The organism is Massilia sp. W12 (genome assembly GCF_037300705.1).
GTDB lineage: Bacteria > Pseudomonadota > Gammaproteobacteria > Burkholderiales > Burkholderiaceae_D > JACPVY01.
The window spans coordinates 627,858-643,550 of record NZ_CP147776.1; the positions used below are offsets into that span (position 1 = coordinate 627,858).

The following is a 15,693-nucleotide window of genomic DNA, read 5'->3' on the forward strand; positions in this document are numbered from 1 at the left end:
CTGTTGACAACTATGCACATGCTTGGAATACTCATGCGCCATAACAAAAACAAGCCATACCCCGCTTTATCAAAAACACTACAGGGATGCACAATTATGCAAATCAAGAAAATCATCGCAGCACTCGCACTCGCTTCCGCTTCTGCTTCCGCTTTCGCCTTCCCGATCGCCATCCCCGGCACGGAAGGGTTGAAAGTGTTCGCCACCGGCAACGGCCCGGTCATCGCCAAATATGAAGGCAATTCGGCTGGCTACAGCAACGACCTGTTCCTGGGCAGCCTGTTCATTTTCAACAACCACGCCAGCCCGGTCGGCTCCACCGTGAACCTGGGTTCTTTCACGCCGGGCACGGAATTGGTGTTCCGCCTGCATGTGAATAACACCGGCGACGATTTCTACACCGGCGACGCGAGCCGCAATATCGACAACCTGTTCCATGCCCGCGTGCAAGCCAACTGGCAGCCGGGCGTAACCCTGGTCAGCTTTGAAGACCTGCGCGGCACGCCGGAAGGCGCGAACGGCTTCAATGATCTGTCGTTCTCCTTCACCAACACCAATGTGACCCCGATCCCGGAAGCGGAAACCTGGGCCATGATGCTGGGCGGTCTGAGCGTGCTGGGCGCCATGGCGCGCCGCCGCAAAGCCAAGTAATACCGGCTTTGGCAAGATGAAAAAAACGGGAACCGCTTGGTTCCCGTTTTTTTGCCGCCTGCGACTTGCATCAAACAGCGTCCAGGCTCAGGCCCCAAACGCCAGCGCTCCCGCCAGACTGAACATCACCCCGCCGCTGGCCCCGTCTATCCATTTCCAGGCCACCGGCTTGGCAAACCATGGCGCCAGTTTGCGGGCGCCGAAACCGATAGCGCAAAACCATACGGTGGAGGCGCAAATTGCGCCCAGCGCAAAAGAAAAACGGTCTGGCGCATCGCTGCCCACCGCGCCCAGCAAGACCACCGTATCCAAATACACATGCGGATTCAGCCAGGACAGCGCGAGCACGCTGAATAAAGCCTGGCGCGCGCTTTGCACCGCAGGGCCGCTGGCGGCATCCAAATGATGCGCGCTGAATGCTGCGCGCAGGCTGCGCACCCCATACCACAGTAAAAAGGCGACCCCGCCCCATTTCGCCGCCGCCATCAAGAGCGGCGCATGCTGCAACATCGCGCCCAGTCCGCCCACGCCGGCGCTGATCAACAGCGCATCGGTCAGAATGCAGACCAGCACCGTCACCCCCACATGCCGTCCCAGCAAACCGGTCTTGATCACATGCGCATTTTGCGCCCCAATCGCCATGATCAAACCGCTGCCCAGGCCCAAACCCTGCCAAAAACTGATATTGCTCAACATCGCCCGCTCCTTGCAAAAACCGCCGCTGTGCGCGGCCTGATGCAATGCATTCTGCCTGCCGGAGAGAAATTGATGAAGTAAAATTAAATTAATTCAACTCACATTAAGAAAAATTAATGTTCGATTCCCGTAAAACTGAAGCCCTGCTGGCGGTGTTCGATACCGGCTCGTTTGAAATGGCGGCGCGCGAATTGCACCTCACCCCATCCGCCGTCTCGCAGCGCATCAGCGCGCTGGAGCAGGAATTGGGCGCGCCCCTGGTCTTGCGCGGCAAACCCTGCCGCCCCAGCGCCACCGGGCAGCGCGTGTTGCGCTATTTGCGCCAGCATCAAATGCTGGAAGCCGAGTTGCGCACAGAATTATTCCCGGCGGCAGAGCAGCCGACCCGCATCGCGCTGGCGCTGAATAATGACACCCTGGCGACCTGGCTGCTGCCGGCCCTGGCCGGTTTTTTACAGCGCGAAGCGATTTTGCTCGATATCTTGCTGGATGATCAGGAGCACACTTTCAAAGCCTTGGAGCAAGGGCTGGCCCTGGCCGGGGTGGCGGCGCGCGCGCAAGCCATGCGCGGCGGCATGGTGCAGCCGCTGGGACGCATGCGCTACCACTTGCTGGCCACTCCCGAATTCGCGGCGCGCTGGTTTGGCGCCGGCTTGCAACGTCAGGCATTACGCCAAGCGCCGTTGCTATCGTTTGACCGCAAAGACATGCTGCAAGCCGATTTTCTGCAACAGCATTTCGGCTTGGGGCAGGGCAGTTATCCGGTGCATTTCATCCCCGCATCCTCGGCCTATTTCCAAGCGCTGCGCTTAGGGCTGGGCTATGGCTTGATTCCGGAATTGCAATCCGGCCCGCTGCAGGAAAGCGGCTTGATTGATCTGGCGCCGGATAAAACGGTGGATGTGATGCTGTACTGGCATGCCTGGAAATTGCAATCGCCGCGCCTGCAAAATCTGGGCAATGCGATCTTGGACGCGGCGCGCCGCGTCTTGCTGCCGCCGCTTGCGCAAACTGAAGAATGATGCCGGGTTTACAGCGCGCTGACCTGGCGTCGTTGCAGTAAATGCGCCGCATGCAAGGCGTCGGCGCGCTGCTGGGTGACTTCATCATGGCGCGCCGCCAGCGCCGCCGCCAGCAATTGCGCGCTTTGCGCGGCGTCTGCGGTGCGTCCCTGTTGCAGATACGCTTGCTGCAAGGCGGCCAATAATTCCGGCGGCGCATGGCTTTGCCCGGCTTGGCGTGAGATGGCCAGGGCCTGTTCCAGACAATGCAAAGCCTGGCCGGCATCGTGTAATAAGGCTAAGCTGGTTTGCGCTTGCAATTGCCACGCCGCAATCTGATCCAATACGCGCCCTTGCGGGGCCGAGGTGGCGCGCAAAATGCAGGCATGCGCCGCTTCCAGTTCTTGCAACATCAGCTGCGCACGCGCCTGGCAGCACAGCGCATCATATAAAAGTTGCGGCGCGCCCAATTGCTTGGCGCTCTGCTCCAGTTCCTGCGCTGCGGCAAGCGCAGTCGCGGCATCGTTTAAGGCCAGGCAATTGCGGCACCAGGCGCCCAGGGTGATCGCATAGTTATAGGAAGATTTCAGCGCAGATTGCAACTGCAGTCCTTCTTGCAGCAAGGGGCGGGCTTGCGCATGTCTTTGCAAGCCGGACAGCACTTCGGCATTGCGCATCAGCGCCGCGCCCAGGGTTTCCGGCCAGGCATTGGGACGGGCCAGCGTCAGAGCGCGGCTGCTGGCGGCCAGCGCCTCCGGATAAGCTTGTAAATGCAGATAGGCATAAGATTGATTGCCGGCGGCGATAATCGCGCGCTGCAGCTGGCCGCTGGCCAGGCTGGCTTGATGCGCCGACTCCCACCACACAATCGCCTGCGGCAGCTGACCTTCCATTTCCGTCAAAATGCCCCAGAAAAACGCGACTCCGGATTGCAGACCCGGATGCAGACCGTCAATGCTGGCCGGCATGCGCAAACGCCAGATCTGGCGCGCCGCCTTGACATCCGCATATACATCGGCAATCGCCATATTGATTTCGGCAAACCGTTTGCGCAAAGGGTCCTGGGCATGTGCGGCGGCATCCGCAAACACCTGTTGCCGCGCCAGCGGGCGGCCGATGCTGCGATACAGATGCGCCAGCAAGAGATAGGCGTCGCATACGCCGTCATTGTCGCGCAGTGCTTGAAAGCCGGCCAGCGCTGCTTGCGCCGCTGCTTGCCCGGCGGCGGTATCGCCATGCAAAACCGCCAACTCGCCCTCAACCAGTAATAGGCGGGCGTGTGCGCAAGGCTGGGTGGCTTCCCCGCATTCACGCAAGCCGGCGCGCGCCTGATGCGCCAGGCTTTGCGCTTCGCTGCAGTTGCGCTGGCGCAGATGCCAGGCCAATTCAATTTGCCGCAAAAGCGCAGGCAAACCTTGCGCCGCCGCCAAGGCTTGGCGGCATGCCAGGATTTCATCTTCGAGCGCCAAAAAAAGCATGGCTCTTTCTCCGTATTGCGTGCGCAGCGCTAAATATTACTGTAAATCTGTCGATCAGCCCCGGCATTTATCGCGCGCCGGCGCCGGCTTACAGGCTGGCGGCGCTCTGAGGCAGCGGCAAATACAGTTGGAAACAACTGCCGGCCCCGGGGCTGGAGCGCACATTCAAACGCCCGCCATGTTTTTCAATAATCCCGAATGCAATCGACAAGCCCAGACCGCTGCCTTTGCCAACCTGTTTGGTGGTGAAAAACGGCTCCAGAATGCGCGCCCGCACCGTCTCGTCCATGCCGCAGCCATTATCCTCCACTTCTGCAAGTAATTCTGTCCCTTGTTGCCGCAAACGTAATTGCACCAGACCCGGCGCGCCGGGCCAGCGCGACTTTTAAATATTTCCCGTTCGGGCTTAACATTAAGAGGCTGAACAGATCCGCCTGCACCAGCGGAAACACATGTTCTTCAATACAGGCGTGAATGCGCGGTAAATCCAGCAGCGCGGTCATTTCCTGCCCGATCACCGCCAGATGTTCCAGCACGTCATTGGCGATTTGCTGGGCTTGCGCCTGCGCCGCCTGCGTGGCCAGGCTAAGCGCAGCATCTGTCCCTCTTCATCGACCAGCAGCAGGCCGAAGAAATTCGCATGCACCAGAGAAAATAAATGTTCTTCAATGCAGGCGAACACGCGCGGCAGTTCCAGCATGGCGGTCAGCTCCTGGCCGATTGCCGCCAGCTGCGCCATGATCTCGCCGCTTAAACCGTATGCCGGACTTGAACCTTGTGCGGGTCCAGATCATCCGGTTTGATGCGTTTGAAAATAGCCATGTTCAAACTCGATGTTGGTATGGGTTGGGCGCATAGCCAGTATTGATGAAAAAGACAGCTTCGTCAAACTGGAATGCGGTTATTTTTGTTGCTTGACGGTGGCGCGCCAGTGTCGCCATACGCGCCTGTTTTGTTGATGCTGTGTGCCGCTGGCTTGTGGCGCAGGGATGAGCGGGGAGGGGCGTTGCGGGGTTTTCTGTCTCAATAGTGCGCCGCCCGGGGAGGGCGGCAGCCGGATGCTGCGTCTTGTGTCGGCTTTACCCCGCTTGGCGCCGGCGCAGCAGATGCGCGCCGCCCCACAGCGCCAGCATGGGCAGCCAAATCCACAGGAATTCCGAGTACAGCGTCTGCACTCCGCGCCAGGACAGAAAACCGCGCCCGATTGGCGAGACTTCAATCGGCGTGACAGGCCAGAATAAACGTTCATGCAGCGCCGGCCACAGCAGCGCCACGCCTTCGCCGCCATTTGTGGCCATATCCAGCAAGCCATGCGAAGCCGCCGCCAGCGCGATAAATCCACCCCACAGCCAGGGGCGCTGCACTTGCTTCCAATACGCCGCACAGCAGCACAGCAAACCCAGCAGGGCGGCGAAGGCGAGCGAGTGGCTGGCGCCGCGATGGCCGAATTGATCGGTGTATGCGATGCCGAATTTGAACGCCAGCACATCCGCATCCGGCAAGATGGCGACTGCCATGCCGAGCATGGCGAGCGGGCGCGGAATCCATTTTTCGGTGGCGATCAAGGCCGCGAACATGGGTACGGCGGCGTGGCTGAAGATAGTGGGCATGGTTTAATTAAGCTTGGTTTGCATCCAGCTGGCGCTGTTCCAGATGAATGTTGCAGCTTGTGCAGCGTCGTTTGGCAATTTTACAGTGGTGCGGGCGCGCGCCTGATCGGGCGGCGTCGGATTTTTTGGGCATTGCAACAGGGCGCAATCTTTGGCGGAAGGCGGGGCCTCAGTCCCAAGAGCTAAACTGCTCAGCACCACAATGCGGGCTGCCGACACTTCAGATAAATTGAAGGCTTGCTGATGCGCCCAGCGCCCTGTATTTGCTTCTCTATCCAAAATCGGGATGAACAGCCAATCCGGTTGCCAGTCGGCGATTAAACTGGTCAAAAATTCCAGCTTGCAATCCTGGCAGATTAAAACCAGGCAACGGCCAAAGCCATCCAGATCGGCGATGGTGATCGCATCGCCGCCCGCATTGTGCTCATAGTGACCGTCTGAGGCCGCCAGCCAGATTTTGCGCTGTCGCCATAGGACTTTGCCGCGATGGTTTAAAACACGGGTTTCATTCCAATGCAAACCCTGCGCGTTTGGGGTTTCGCTATGACCGGAGCCAGCCACCAGCAGGCGCAACGGGGCCGGCGCGGCGCTGAGTTTGTTCTGTAAATCTTGCGCATGCGCCGCACTGACCAGTAATTCCGGCGCCATCGCCAAGTCGAGTTTTGCATGGCTGCGCAAGCCTTCTTGCAAGCCTTGCCAAATCAATTCCGCTGCATGCAGATGGGGGGCGAGGCGGTAATCCATGCTGGGCATCTCACCGATGGCGCCGGGCGTTTGCACTAAATCGCCAGCTTGGCGCGCCAGGGGCATCAAACACAGCACCGGCTGGGGGCTGATATCGAATACCCCGCTATCATTCATGCCATAACAGCATTGTTGCGTGGCAATCTTACGTTTTTGAAATGTATAAACACGCTCAGCCAGGCTCAGATGCGCAAAGCAGGCAGCGGAATCCACTGCGCAGGCATGTTCTTGCAAGCGGCTGTTTTTCAGCAATGGGCCGCGCGCAATCAAGCGATGTGCTTGGCTTTCTGCGTAGAAGCCGTGGTTTTCGCGTTGTTGTTTCATTTCTTTTAGCCAGGGCGCCAAGCTGCTGCGGCTGCGCCCGGCTTTGGTCATTGCATAGCGTGGATGAATGGCGGCGAATTGCGCATCCAATTCCAACAAAACTTCCCATAATGCTTTATCGCGCGCCTGCGCATCCGGCAAGGCTTGAATCCCCTGCCATGTCTTGTCCAGCATTTCAAGGGCTTGCGCGCTGTTGGCGTTTTTCAACTGGAGTTGCAGGCGATCCCGCCAGCCGCAGCAGCGCGTTTGCGCCGCCAGTTGCACGTCCGAACCGTGCTGGAAAAAACGCGCAAACAGTTGCAAGATGCATTGCGCAAGCAGGGGCTGGCTCATGCGCTGGCTTCCGGGGAAATGGGCGGGATGCTTAAGATAGCAGAAAGTTTTTGGCTTAGGGAGGTGTGGCCAAGGGTGAGTGCGATTTTTTGTAGTTTTTGAAAGCTTTCTATGCTATGTGAAACAGAGCGTTTGATATCCTCTTTTGATAGGATTTGAAAAAATGAGTCAAAATGATCAAGCCATTTGTTTGTCTCTTCAATATTGATGGTGTTTAATAAGTCTAAAAAGCCAACAAGAGATTGAAGGTTTTTAATTGCATATTCGGTTATTGAAAATATATTGCCCAATCCGGAGATGTGAGCTGCCTCATGGTAATTTTCTGAAAATTCCACTATCAATGCTTCATTATTTTCCTCTAATAATAAATCTAGGCATCGACTAAAGCTGTCGTCGGCGAAAAATAAAAGATGGTGTGGCGCTTTTATTGATGCAATAACTTTAATTTTTTCAAATGGGCTAATTTTTGTTAAGGAGAATATTTGTGTTAATAAATTCCATTGCTCAAAAATTGCTTCCTCGTCTGCTATGTGCAATTTTTTAATGGCTAATTTAATTATGGTTAATGCGGAAAATTCATTAATGTCTTTTTCTTTGATGAAATTTCTGGTTGCGGTGAATTGGATGGCGAAAATCCAATTACTGCTGTACATGGAGGGAAATTCCCTATTGCTAAGTTTTTCACAAAGTGAATTTAATAGAATTTCAGATGAAGGGTGTTTTTTAATAATTTCCAATGCGTAGAGCAATGAAAGGCAGGAGTATAAAATTGAATCACTTTCTTCTTTTATGCATTCTTTGATTGCACTGAAAATAATTTCTGCCGTACTGTCATTGTAAGAGAATTTGGAAATTTCCGAAAATGTTTGCCACCAAACTTCCGGAGCCTTTTTAACCAGCTCGCGGGCATGGTGAAGGATTTGGTATAACGCCTTCTCTTTAAAATGTGCATCACACCTGGATAGAAACTGGTCAGAAGGAATTTCTTTAATTGCTTTGCTCAAGGCTAGTAAGTATTCTGGGTTAATAAAATCGCTATTATCTTCATCGCAAGCGCTGAAGCTTAAATGTCTTAATTCTCGAATGGAGCGGCTGGTATTTTCCTTTTCCAGGTTTTTTAGATGTTCAATATCAACAAACTTTGCTTTGGCTCTGAGCTGAATTTGCTGCAAGGATTCGCGTGAAAATTCCGGCATCGCCAATGTCTTGTCCAGCAAGACCTGTGACAGCAAATGGTAGCGCAAGCTAAGCGAATCAAATTTGCAATCATCCACTTCCAGCAGCGCCAGGCTTTCCATGCAGGGCAGATGCAAAAATTCCGGTAAAGCATGGCTGCGCATTTGCTGCTGAATTTCCTCGCGGGATATATCCAGCTTGCGGAAAAACTGTGTTTCTGCAATTGCGCGTGCATTGCTGTATTGATCGCTCTCCACTGGCGGGGTGCGCATGGGCAGCAAGAAAAGTTTTGCTTGCGGCAGTTGTTGGCGGATTTGCTGCCCAACTTGCGCGATGCCCTCGATATTTTGCCGATTGTAAATAAAACAGAGTGCGACTTGATCCGGCAATTGCATGGTGCAGACCCCGGCGGCATCGGCCAGGCCGGTGCGGCTGTCGATTAAAATCTCATCATATTGATTGCGCGCCCAAGCTTGCAATTCCTGCAGTAAAAAACCGCCGGCATGTAAATCAAAAAAATCCTGCCAGGAAAATGCGGCTAATTTTTCCGCAAATGAGCGTCCTTGCGCATCTTGCGGCGCGCCCGCGCTGATTAAATCCAAACGGCCGGACATGCCAAGCAGACTTTTTGCATCATCATCAATCAGACTTTGCACGCAACTCGAAAAAATCGAGCCATCTTTGATTTGCTGGGCATATGCATCAAATTGATCCGCATGCTGTGTAAAATTTTCACTCCAGCCATGCAATACATCCAGCACGCCCGGCCTGTGTTGCATCTCTTTCCGGGTGGCCTGGCCATGCAGAAATTGGAAGTAACGGCCCAGGCCGGGCGCTTCCAAATCCCAGTCCATTAACAGCACTTTTTTGCCATTCATGGCGGCGATAAAGGCCAGATTGGTCAGCGCCATGGTGCGTCCGACGCCGCCTTTGTAGGAATAAAAACTGGTGATTTTGCCTGCTTGCGTCATGCTGGCGTCTTTTCGATGAAATTGGGCATGCGTTGGAATTGCGCTAATGTGGCCTGGCTGTATTGCGCACGCAAGGCTTCATGTGCAGCTTGTGGCCCCGGGTTGGCTTCCTGCCACAACTCCAGCGCCAGCGGCGTCATGCTGTTGATCACTTCTTTGCCGATGCGCTGAAAGCTGCATACCCCGGCTTCGCGCAAGTCGCGCAATTTCCGGCTGACGGTTTCCGGCTCATGACCGCTGCAATCTTTTAACTCGGCATTGCTTTTCCCGCCGCTGGCCATGGCTTGCAGATAAACTTGATTATGCGGCGCCTGCAGCGCATCAAGAAAGCTTTGATCGGCGCGCGCCGCCAAACCTTGCGCCGCGATGTGGCAGGCGAAATCGACCCGCGCTAAATTCCACGCCGCGCGCAATGCCGGGCTGGCTTCCGGATCAGCTGCAGTGCGCGCTTCCAGCGGGGCGCGCTGATACATGGCAGAGTACAGATGCGCCAAAGCCGGCGCCAGTGTTTCCAAATCGCTGCGTTTATTCGAGCAAAGGGCATGATCAAGCTCAGAAGCAAGCAAATTCACATCCCCATTCCCCAGCTCGGCGTTCTGCAGGGAGTCGGCAAGTGTGTACAGAATGGGCCAGTTATCCTTGCTCATGTGTACCTCTTTGAAAAGTCAATTGGTGATCAAGTGTTTTCACGCCACCTGGGTGGTTTTGCGGCGTTAAGTAAGATATAGCTCAACTATGCTTTGCAGTGTAGCTGATTTAAGCAAAGAATGCTTGATGTTCACTTGACTTAATTTTTGCCAGGGGATGTGGTTGTCAGTGTTGTGAAACTTGGCGCGCGCGAAAAAGCCGCAGACTCAGCTGCGGCTTTTCCCCATCATGCCAGCGGCTTATCCGCGTGCAGTGATCTGCCCGTTTTCCACCCGCACCGCGTCGCCGGCGCGCCAGGCGGGTTCGCTTTGAAACGGGATCGTGCGCACACTGCCGTCTTCCATCTTCACTTTCACATTCCAGGTGGTGTTGCTGCGGGTTTTCTTTTCGATTTCATTGCCGGCCAAACCGCCGCCAATCGCGCCGGCCACAGTGGCGATTTTTTTGCCATTGCCGCCGCCCACCTGATTCCCCAGCACCCCGCCCAGGACGGCGCCGGCGACTGCGCCCACGCCGCTGGTTTTTTCGATTTCATGCGTCACCGGGCTGATGCTTTGCACCGTGCCGCAGGAGTGGCAGATCTCCGCCTTGGTGATTTTGCCTTCGCTGTGCGAGGCGGTTTTCGGCTGATGCGCGCTGCTCTGGGTTTTACGCATTTGCGGCGGCACAATGCCGCTATTGTGTGCGGCGGAAGAGCCGGATGGCGCGGTTTGCGGGCTTGGCGTGGCCGCCGGCGCCAGGCTGGCGGGTGTGACGCTGGCAGCGGCGCTATGTTGGGCGAATTGGGAATTGACGGTATGCGGGTTGGGGCTGCTGTTGGAGCTGGGCAGAATGCCGGTGATGGCGGCGGCGCCGAGCAGAGAAACCAGGATCACGCTGGCGGCGGCAGCGGCGTGCAGCGGGTGCAGGCGGGAAGTCATATTTTGTCTCCTTGTGTGGTGTTGGTGATGGCGGCTTAACGGCGGCCCGGCAGCCAGCGCCTACGCAAGGAATGTGTCAGTGGCAAGGAATTGTAAAAATGGCATGTGTGATGGGTTTTCCTGTTCAGGTCAGCCGGGGAGTTGTCTGGATTGATTTGCCCCATGCGGTGTTTGGTGTGCGTCTGGCATAAAATTTGACGCGGTTGCTGGATTGCGCCCGCGCGGCAGGCAGAATCAGCGTATATGGCCAGCAGCGTCTGGCGCTATGCCACCGTTGCTGTCAGCGATAGGCAGGAAAAATGACATATGCTGTTCAATATTCCGCCGCAAGCAGCGCGGCTACAACCTTCAGCGCAAACAGGAGACGCGCATGCATCCGCTGGATATCCCGGTTTGGTCGGCCTTGAACACTTATCTGGCGCCGCTGGCAAGCGGCAACGACCGGGCGCTGCGCTTTGCGCCGCAAATCAATCTGTTCGCCGCCTGTCGCAGTGACAGTCCGGCCGATTTGCAAGCCTTGGCGGATTTGTTTGCGCCGGGCGAAACCATGCTCACGCTGCAAGCGCATCAGATGCCGCCAGTGCCCGGCATGGTCTTGCAAAGGGCCGGCCAGTGCGTGCAAATGCTGGCGCAGGATGTGCCTCAGGTGGATTCGTCTTTGCCGATGTACGCCTTGGGCGCGGCGGATGCGGCGGATATGCTGGCGCTGGCGGAATTGACGGAACCGGGGCCGTTTTTGCCGCAAACCTGGCGCATCGGCCAGTTTTATGGCGTGCGCCTGGATGGCCGGCTGGCGGCGATGGCTGGCATGCGGCATCATTTTCCCGGCTATTGCGAAGTCTCCGGCGTGTGCGTGCACCCGGACTTGCGTGGTCAGGGGCTGGCGCGCATGCTTTCGGCCAAGGTGGCGGCGCAAATCCTGGCGCGCGGCGAGCAGCCTTTTTTGCACGCCTGGGAGGACAATCAGGCGGCGCAAGCGCTGTATCACAGCCTCGGCTTTCATATACGCGGCAAAATGTGGGCCAGCGCTTTGCGCAAGGCGGATTGAAGCGGCTGGATCGGCGCGCGTAAGCAGGGCCGCCAAGTTATAATCCCACCTCAGCCGCCATTGGCGCGGCTTTTCTTCGCAGGGCCGCATATGTTCAGTTATCGTCACGCATTTCACGCCGGCAATCATGCCGATGTGCTCAAACACATGGTGTTGCAGCAAATCATCGGCTATATGATCCAAAAGCCGGCCCCGCTGACCTATATCGACACCCACGCCGGCGCCGGCATGTATCAACTGGATGGCGAACACGCCATGCGCAGCGGTGAGGCGAATTCCGGCGTGGCGCGCCTGTTTGCATTGCGCCGCGAGGGCCAGACCCTGCCGCCGATGTTGAATGAATATCTGGATCTGGTGCAAAGCATGAACCCGCCGGCGCGCCTGCGCTACTATCCCGGTTCGCCATTCTGGGCCGACCGCCTGCTGCGCGATGAAGATCGCTTGCGCCTGTTTGAATTGCACAATACCGATATCAAATTGCTGCTCGAAAATATGCAAAAAGCGCAGCAACATGCGCGCGCCCAGGGTGTGCACAGCCGTGGCAAACGCGTCATGGTGCATCAGGAAAACGGCTTTGACGGCGTCAAGGGACTCGTGCCGCCGCCTTCGCGCCGCGCACTGGTTTTAATCGATCCGCCATATGAAGATAAGCAGGATTACCGCTATTTGATGCGTTGCCTGCAAGAATGCGTGAAACGCTTTGCCGGCGGCACTTACGCCATCTGGTTCCCGCTCTTGCAGCGGCAGGAATCGCGCCAATTGGCCGCCAAAATGCAGCAATTGCCCGGCACGGAATGGTTATATGTCAGCTTGAACGTGGCCGCCCCGCGCGCAGACGGCAATGGTTTGACCGGCAGCGCCATGTTTATCATCAATCCCCCCTGGACCCTGGAAGCGGCTTTGCGCGCGCAAATGCCAGAGATCACGCGCTTGCTGGCGCAAGATGCCGGGGCCAGCTTTGAATTGCGCTCCGGCGTTGGCGCTTTTGCCGGCAAACGTCCGCCAGAAGATGAAGAAGTGCAGACAGCGCAGCCGCGCAGCGCTGCGCCGCTCAGACCGCGCCTGGCTGGCGGCGTGAAAGCGCAAGGCCCGCTTTCGCCCACTCTGCGCCGCGTGCGGCAAGCCCTGGGCGAAGGTGATAAGACGGAGCGCAAAACCGGGCCGCAACGCGGCTCCTTGCGTCAAACGGAAGACGCACAGAAGCGGCGGCGCGTTGCAGGCGGCCCGATGCCGGCAAAAGCGCCGGGGCGGGGGCCGCGCAAAGCATGATCCGGGCTTGAAGTGGAAAATCCTGCACAGGTTTTCCAGCTTCATGCTATCGTGTCCATACGGCAACTTTTGTACAGTGTTTGACTCCCCGGTGCGTCATGAATGAGCAAGCAATACAAGATCAGGTGCAGGGCATTACGCCATTGAAAAATTTTTTCCTTGGCCGGCAGCCGATTTTTGACCGTGGGCAAAACCTGTTTGCCTATGAGCTGCTGTTCCGGCGCAGCCAAAGCGCGCAAGCGGACATAAGCGATGATTTGTCCGCCACCGCCACCGTGATTTCCCATGCCGCCGAACTGGGCATGGAAAAAGTGGTGGGCGATGCGCTGGGTTTGATCAATGCTGACGCCGCCGTGCTGCAATCGGAATTCATCCGTATTTTGCCGCGCCAGAAAATTATTCTGGAAATCCTCGAATCGGTGCAAGCCGATGCGGCACTGCTGCAGCAGCTGGCCTTGTTGGGCCGCGCCGGTTTCCGTTTTGCGCTGGACGATGTGGTCAGCATCACACCCTGTGTGCAACAAATGCTGCCGCACGCCACCCTGGTCAAGCTCGACGTTTCACAAATCCCGCCTGAGCAACTCGCGCCCCTGGTGAACCAATTGCACGCCGCCGGCAAGCTGCTGGTGGCGGAAAAAGTGGAGCAGCTGGAACAATACGAGCGTTGCCATGCGCTGGGCTTTGATTATTTCCAAGGGTATTACTTCGCCCGTCCGGCGCTGCTGAGCGGGCGCAAACTGGCGCCTTCAGCACGCGCAGTGCTGGAGATTTTGAATTTGCTGAATGCGAATGCGGAAAACGCTGAAATTGAGCAAGCTATTAAACAGCATGTCAGCCTCGGCTTGCACCTGCTGCGCCTGGCCAATACGGCGGCATTTGGCTGTCAGATGCGCATTTCCTCCTTGTCGCAAGCGCTGATGTTAATGGGGCGGCGACAGTTGCAGCGCTGGTTGCAAGTGTTGCTGTATGCGCAATGCGGGCGCGATGGCTGTGGCAATCAACCTTTGCTGCGCCTGGCTTCCACGCGCGGCAAATTAATGGAATTGATGGTGCGCAAGATCTGGCCGCATGAAAGAGTGCTGGCCGATACCGCCTTCACTGTTGGCATCATGTCATTGATGGACGTGCTGTTTGGCGTGGCGATGGATGAAATTTTGACGCAGATGCGGGTGGTTGATGAGGTCGCCAGCGCGCTTTTATCGCGCCAGGGTGTTTTGGGTGAAATGCTGACCTTGACTGAATCTATAGAACATATAGAAGATGCGGTGCAGCAAGTCAGCACCGTGCTGTCTCATTTGCATTTAAGCGAAGAAGACTTTTATTTGCTGGAGTTGGATGCTTTTGACTGGGCGGACAGGCTATCCGCCCAAGCTTGAATCCGGGACGCATAAAGCGATAGACAGATCGGGCATGCAGGTTCAGAATCGCTGCATACGTCAGTCGCAACGCATCATCCGCTTTTTGTTATGCTGTCGTCTGCACGGCGTAAGGAAGCCGGGTTTTATTGACGCATCTGTGAGTGCAGCTTGAGCTGCTTTTGTCAGGTATGGAAAAATGATGAGCTCGATCCCTGATAGCGCCGCAGTGGCGGCGAAAGAATATTTTCTGGCGCGGCAGCCGATTTTGAACCGGGAACAGGGTTTGTCTGCCTATGAGCTGCTGTTTCGCAGCGCAGCCGGAGCCAGCGCTTCCGGCGTCACCGATGATCTGACCGCCACCGCCTCCCTGATCGCGCATGCTTCCGACCTTGGCATGGAACAGGTGGTGGGCGACAAACTCGGTTTTGTAAATGTTGATGCAGCCGTGCTGATGAGCGACTTTGTGCAGTTTTTACCGCGCAATAAAGTCGTGCTGGAAATTCTGGAGACAGTCAAAGCCACCCCGGAAATACTGGCGCGCGTGATGGAATTGCAAAAAGCCGGTTTTCATTTCGCCCTGGATGACGTGATTGCGGATAACGAAGACGTGCAAAAATTTCTGCCTTTGGTGGAAATCGTCAAAATCGACATCATGGGTATGGAGGCTGGCGCCCTGGCCAAACTGGCGCGCATGCTGCCCGGCAAGCGTCTGCTGGCGGAAAAAGTCGAAACCCAGGCTGAGTTTGAACGCTGTCTGGCGCTCGGTTTTGAATTCTTCCAGGGTTATTATTTCGCCCGTCCGGTGATTTTGAGCGGCAAAAAAATCGCACCTTCCGAATTATCGATTTTGCATTTGATGGGCTTGCTCAATTCCGATGCTGAAAATCATGAAATCGAAGTCAGCATCAAGCAGGATGTCACACTTGGCATCAATTTGCTCAAGCTGGTAAACACCCCCGCGATTGGCGCTAAAACCCGCATCGATTCGATTGCCCAGGCCCTGATGATTCTTGGCCGGCGCCAATTGCAGCGCTGGCTGCAGATTTTGCTGTACGCCAAGCCGGGCAAGGGCAGCCATGGCGCCACCCCTTTGCTGCAACTGGCCACCACGCGCGGCAAACTGCTCGAATTGCTGGCGCAAAAATGCCATCCGCAAAAAAGAAATATGGCCGATACCGCGTTTACAGTCGGCATCATGTCCCTCATGGATGCGCTGTTCAATTTACCCATGACTGAAATTCTGACCCAGGTTTCGGTGGCGGATGAGGTCGAAGATGCGCTGCTCAAACGCGGCGGCTTTTATGGCGAGTTGTTGAAATTGGCGGAAGCGATAGAACACCTTGACCAATCCCTTGACCGCCTTTTGCCCTCGCTCGATGAATTGGATTTGAGCGCGGAAGACTTGAATGAGTTGCAGCTGGAAGCCTTCGATTGGGTCAACAAAATCGCGCAGCAGGTGTGAGCAC

16 protein-coding genes are annotated in these 15,693 nt (G+C 56.3%); 6 read left to right on the forward strand and 10 right to left on the reverse strand.

The genetic code is table 11. From position 1 onward, the window contains the following. Positions 1–96: 96 nt before the first annotated feature. Positions 97–651, forward strand: a complete 555-nt coding sequence (locus tag V8J88_RS02450) for a PEP-CTERM sorting domain-containing protein (RefSeq protein ID WP_338847571.1) — start codon at positions 97–99, stop codon at positions 649–651. An 87-nt stretch (positions 652–738) separates the two neighbouring features. Here V8J88_RS02450 and V8J88_RS02455 read toward each other — a convergent pair whose 3' ends face one another. Beyond that, a complete protein-coding gene (locus V8J88_RS02455) occupies positions 739–1,347 on the reverse strand; it encodes a LysE/ArgO family amino acid transporter (RefSeq protein ID WP_338847572.1) in 609 nt (202 codons plus the stop codon). A 116-nt stretch (positions 1,348–1,463) separates the two neighbouring features. Between V8J88_RS02455 and V8J88_RS02460 the strand changes: the two genes are divergently transcribed. Continuing rightward, the gene (locus tag V8J88_RS02460; protein WP_338847573.1) at positions 1,464–2,369 is read left to right on the forward strand and encodes a LysR family transcriptional regulator ArgP; all 906 of its coding nucleotides are present in this window, start codon (positions 1,464–1,466) and stop codon (positions 2,367–2,369) included. 8 nt (positions 2,370–2,377) lie between these two features. Here the strand turns inward: V8J88_RS02460 and V8J88_RS02465 are convergent, their stop codons facing one another. The 9 genes from V8J88_RS02465 to V8J88_RS02505 all read right to left on the reverse strand — a co-directional run bounded on the left by V8J88_RS02465 (position 2,378) and on the right by V8J88_RS02505 (position 10,552). After that, on the reverse strand, positions 2,378–3,826 hold the full coding sequence (locus V8J88_RS02465; RefSeq protein ID WP_338847575.1) for a hypothetical protein: 1,449 nt from the start codon (positions 3,824–3,826) through the stop codon (positions 2,378–2,380). Positions 3,827–3,914: 88 nt separating this feature from the next. Continuing rightward, positions 3,915–4,181: an ATP-binding protein gene (locus V8J88_RS02470; protein ID WP_338847577.1), complete on the reverse strand. Its 267-nt coding sequence runs from the start codon at positions 4,179–4,181 to the stop codon at positions 3,915–3,917. Beyond that, complete coding sequence (locus V8J88_RS02475; protein WP_338847579.1) at positions 4,126–4,362, reverse strand: hypothetical protein; 237 nt, start codon at positions 4,360–4,362, stop codon at positions 4,126–4,128. Before V8J88_RS02475 ends, V8J88_RS02470 begins: the two co-directional genes overlap by 56 nt. Further along, positions 4,341–4,565 (reverse strand): hypothetical protein, encoded by a 225-nt coding sequence (locus tag V8J88_RS02480; RefSeq protein WP_338847581.1) that lies wholly within the window; start codon positions 4,563–4,565, stop codon positions 4,341–4,343. Before V8J88_RS02480 ends, V8J88_RS02475 begins: the two co-directional genes overlap by 22 nt. A gap of 340 nt (positions 4,566–4,905) precedes the next feature. Continuing rightward, positions 4,906–5,436 carry a metal-dependent hydrolase gene (locus V8J88_RS02485; protein WP_338847582.1) on the reverse strand — a complete coding sequence of 177 codons (531 nt, stop codon included), beginning with the start codon at positions 5,434–5,436 and terminating at the stop codon, positions 4,906–4,908. Between the two features lie 3 nt (positions 5,437–5,439). Beyond that, complete coding sequence (locus tag V8J88_RS02490) at positions 5,440–6,837, reverse strand: hypothetical protein (protein ID WP_338847583.1); 1,398 nt, start codon at positions 6,835–6,837, stop codon at positions 5,440–5,442. Beyond that, the gene (locus V8J88_RS02495; protein WP_338847584.1) at positions 6,834–8,984 is read right to left on the reverse strand and encodes an AAA family ATPase; all 2,151 of its coding nucleotides are present in this window, start codon (positions 8,982–8,984) and stop codon (positions 6,834–6,836) included. Before V8J88_RS02495 ends, V8J88_RS02490 begins: the two co-directional genes overlap by 4 nt. After that, positions 8,981–9,631, reverse strand: a complete 651-nt coding sequence (locus V8J88_RS02500; protein ID WP_338847585.1) for a hypothetical protein — start codon at positions 9,629–9,631, stop codon at positions 8,981–8,983. Before V8J88_RS02500 ends, V8J88_RS02495 begins: the two co-directional genes overlap by 4 nt. A gap of 240 nt (positions 9,632–9,871) precedes the next feature. Continuing rightward, the gene (locus V8J88_RS02505; RefSeq protein ID WP_338847586.1) at positions 9,872–10,552 is read right to left on the reverse strand and encodes a glycine zipper 2TM domain-containing protein; all 681 of its coding nucleotides are present in this window, start codon (positions 10,550–10,552) and stop codon (positions 9,872–9,874) included. Positions 10,553–10,922: 370 nt separating this feature from the next. Between V8J88_RS02505 and V8J88_RS02510 the strand changes: the two genes are divergently transcribed. The 4 genes from V8J88_RS02510 (at position 10,923) to V8J88_RS02525 (ending at position 15,689) form a co-directional block, all read left to right on the forward strand. Next, entirely contained in the window at positions 10,923–11,600 is a 678-nt protein-coding gene (locus tag V8J88_RS02510) for a GNAT family N-acetyltransferase (RefSeq protein ID WP_338847587.1), read from the forward strand. Positions 11,601–11,690: 90 nt separating this feature from the next. Next, the gene (gene rlmJ / locus V8J88_RS02515) at positions 11,691–12,869 is read left to right on the forward strand and encodes a 23S rRNA (adenine(2030)-N(6))-methyltransferase RlmJ (RefSeq protein ID WP_338847588.1); all 1,179 of its coding nucleotides are present in this window, start codon (positions 11,691–11,693) and stop codon (positions 12,867–12,869) included. Positions 12,870–12,967: 98 nt separating this feature from the next. Next, the gene (locus V8J88_RS02520) at positions 12,968–14,245 is read left to right on the forward strand and encodes an EAL domain-containing protein (RefSeq protein WP_338847589.1); all 1,278 of its coding nucleotides are present in this window, start codon (positions 12,968–12,970) and stop codon (positions 14,243–14,245) included. Between the two features lie 178 nt (positions 14,246–14,423). Next, the gene (locus V8J88_RS02525) at positions 14,424–15,689 is read left to right on the forward strand and encodes an EAL domain-containing protein (protein WP_338847590.1); all 1,266 of its coding nucleotides are present in this window, start codon (positions 14,424–14,426) and stop codon (positions 15,687–15,689) included. Positions 15,690–15,693: the final 4 nt, after the last annotated feature.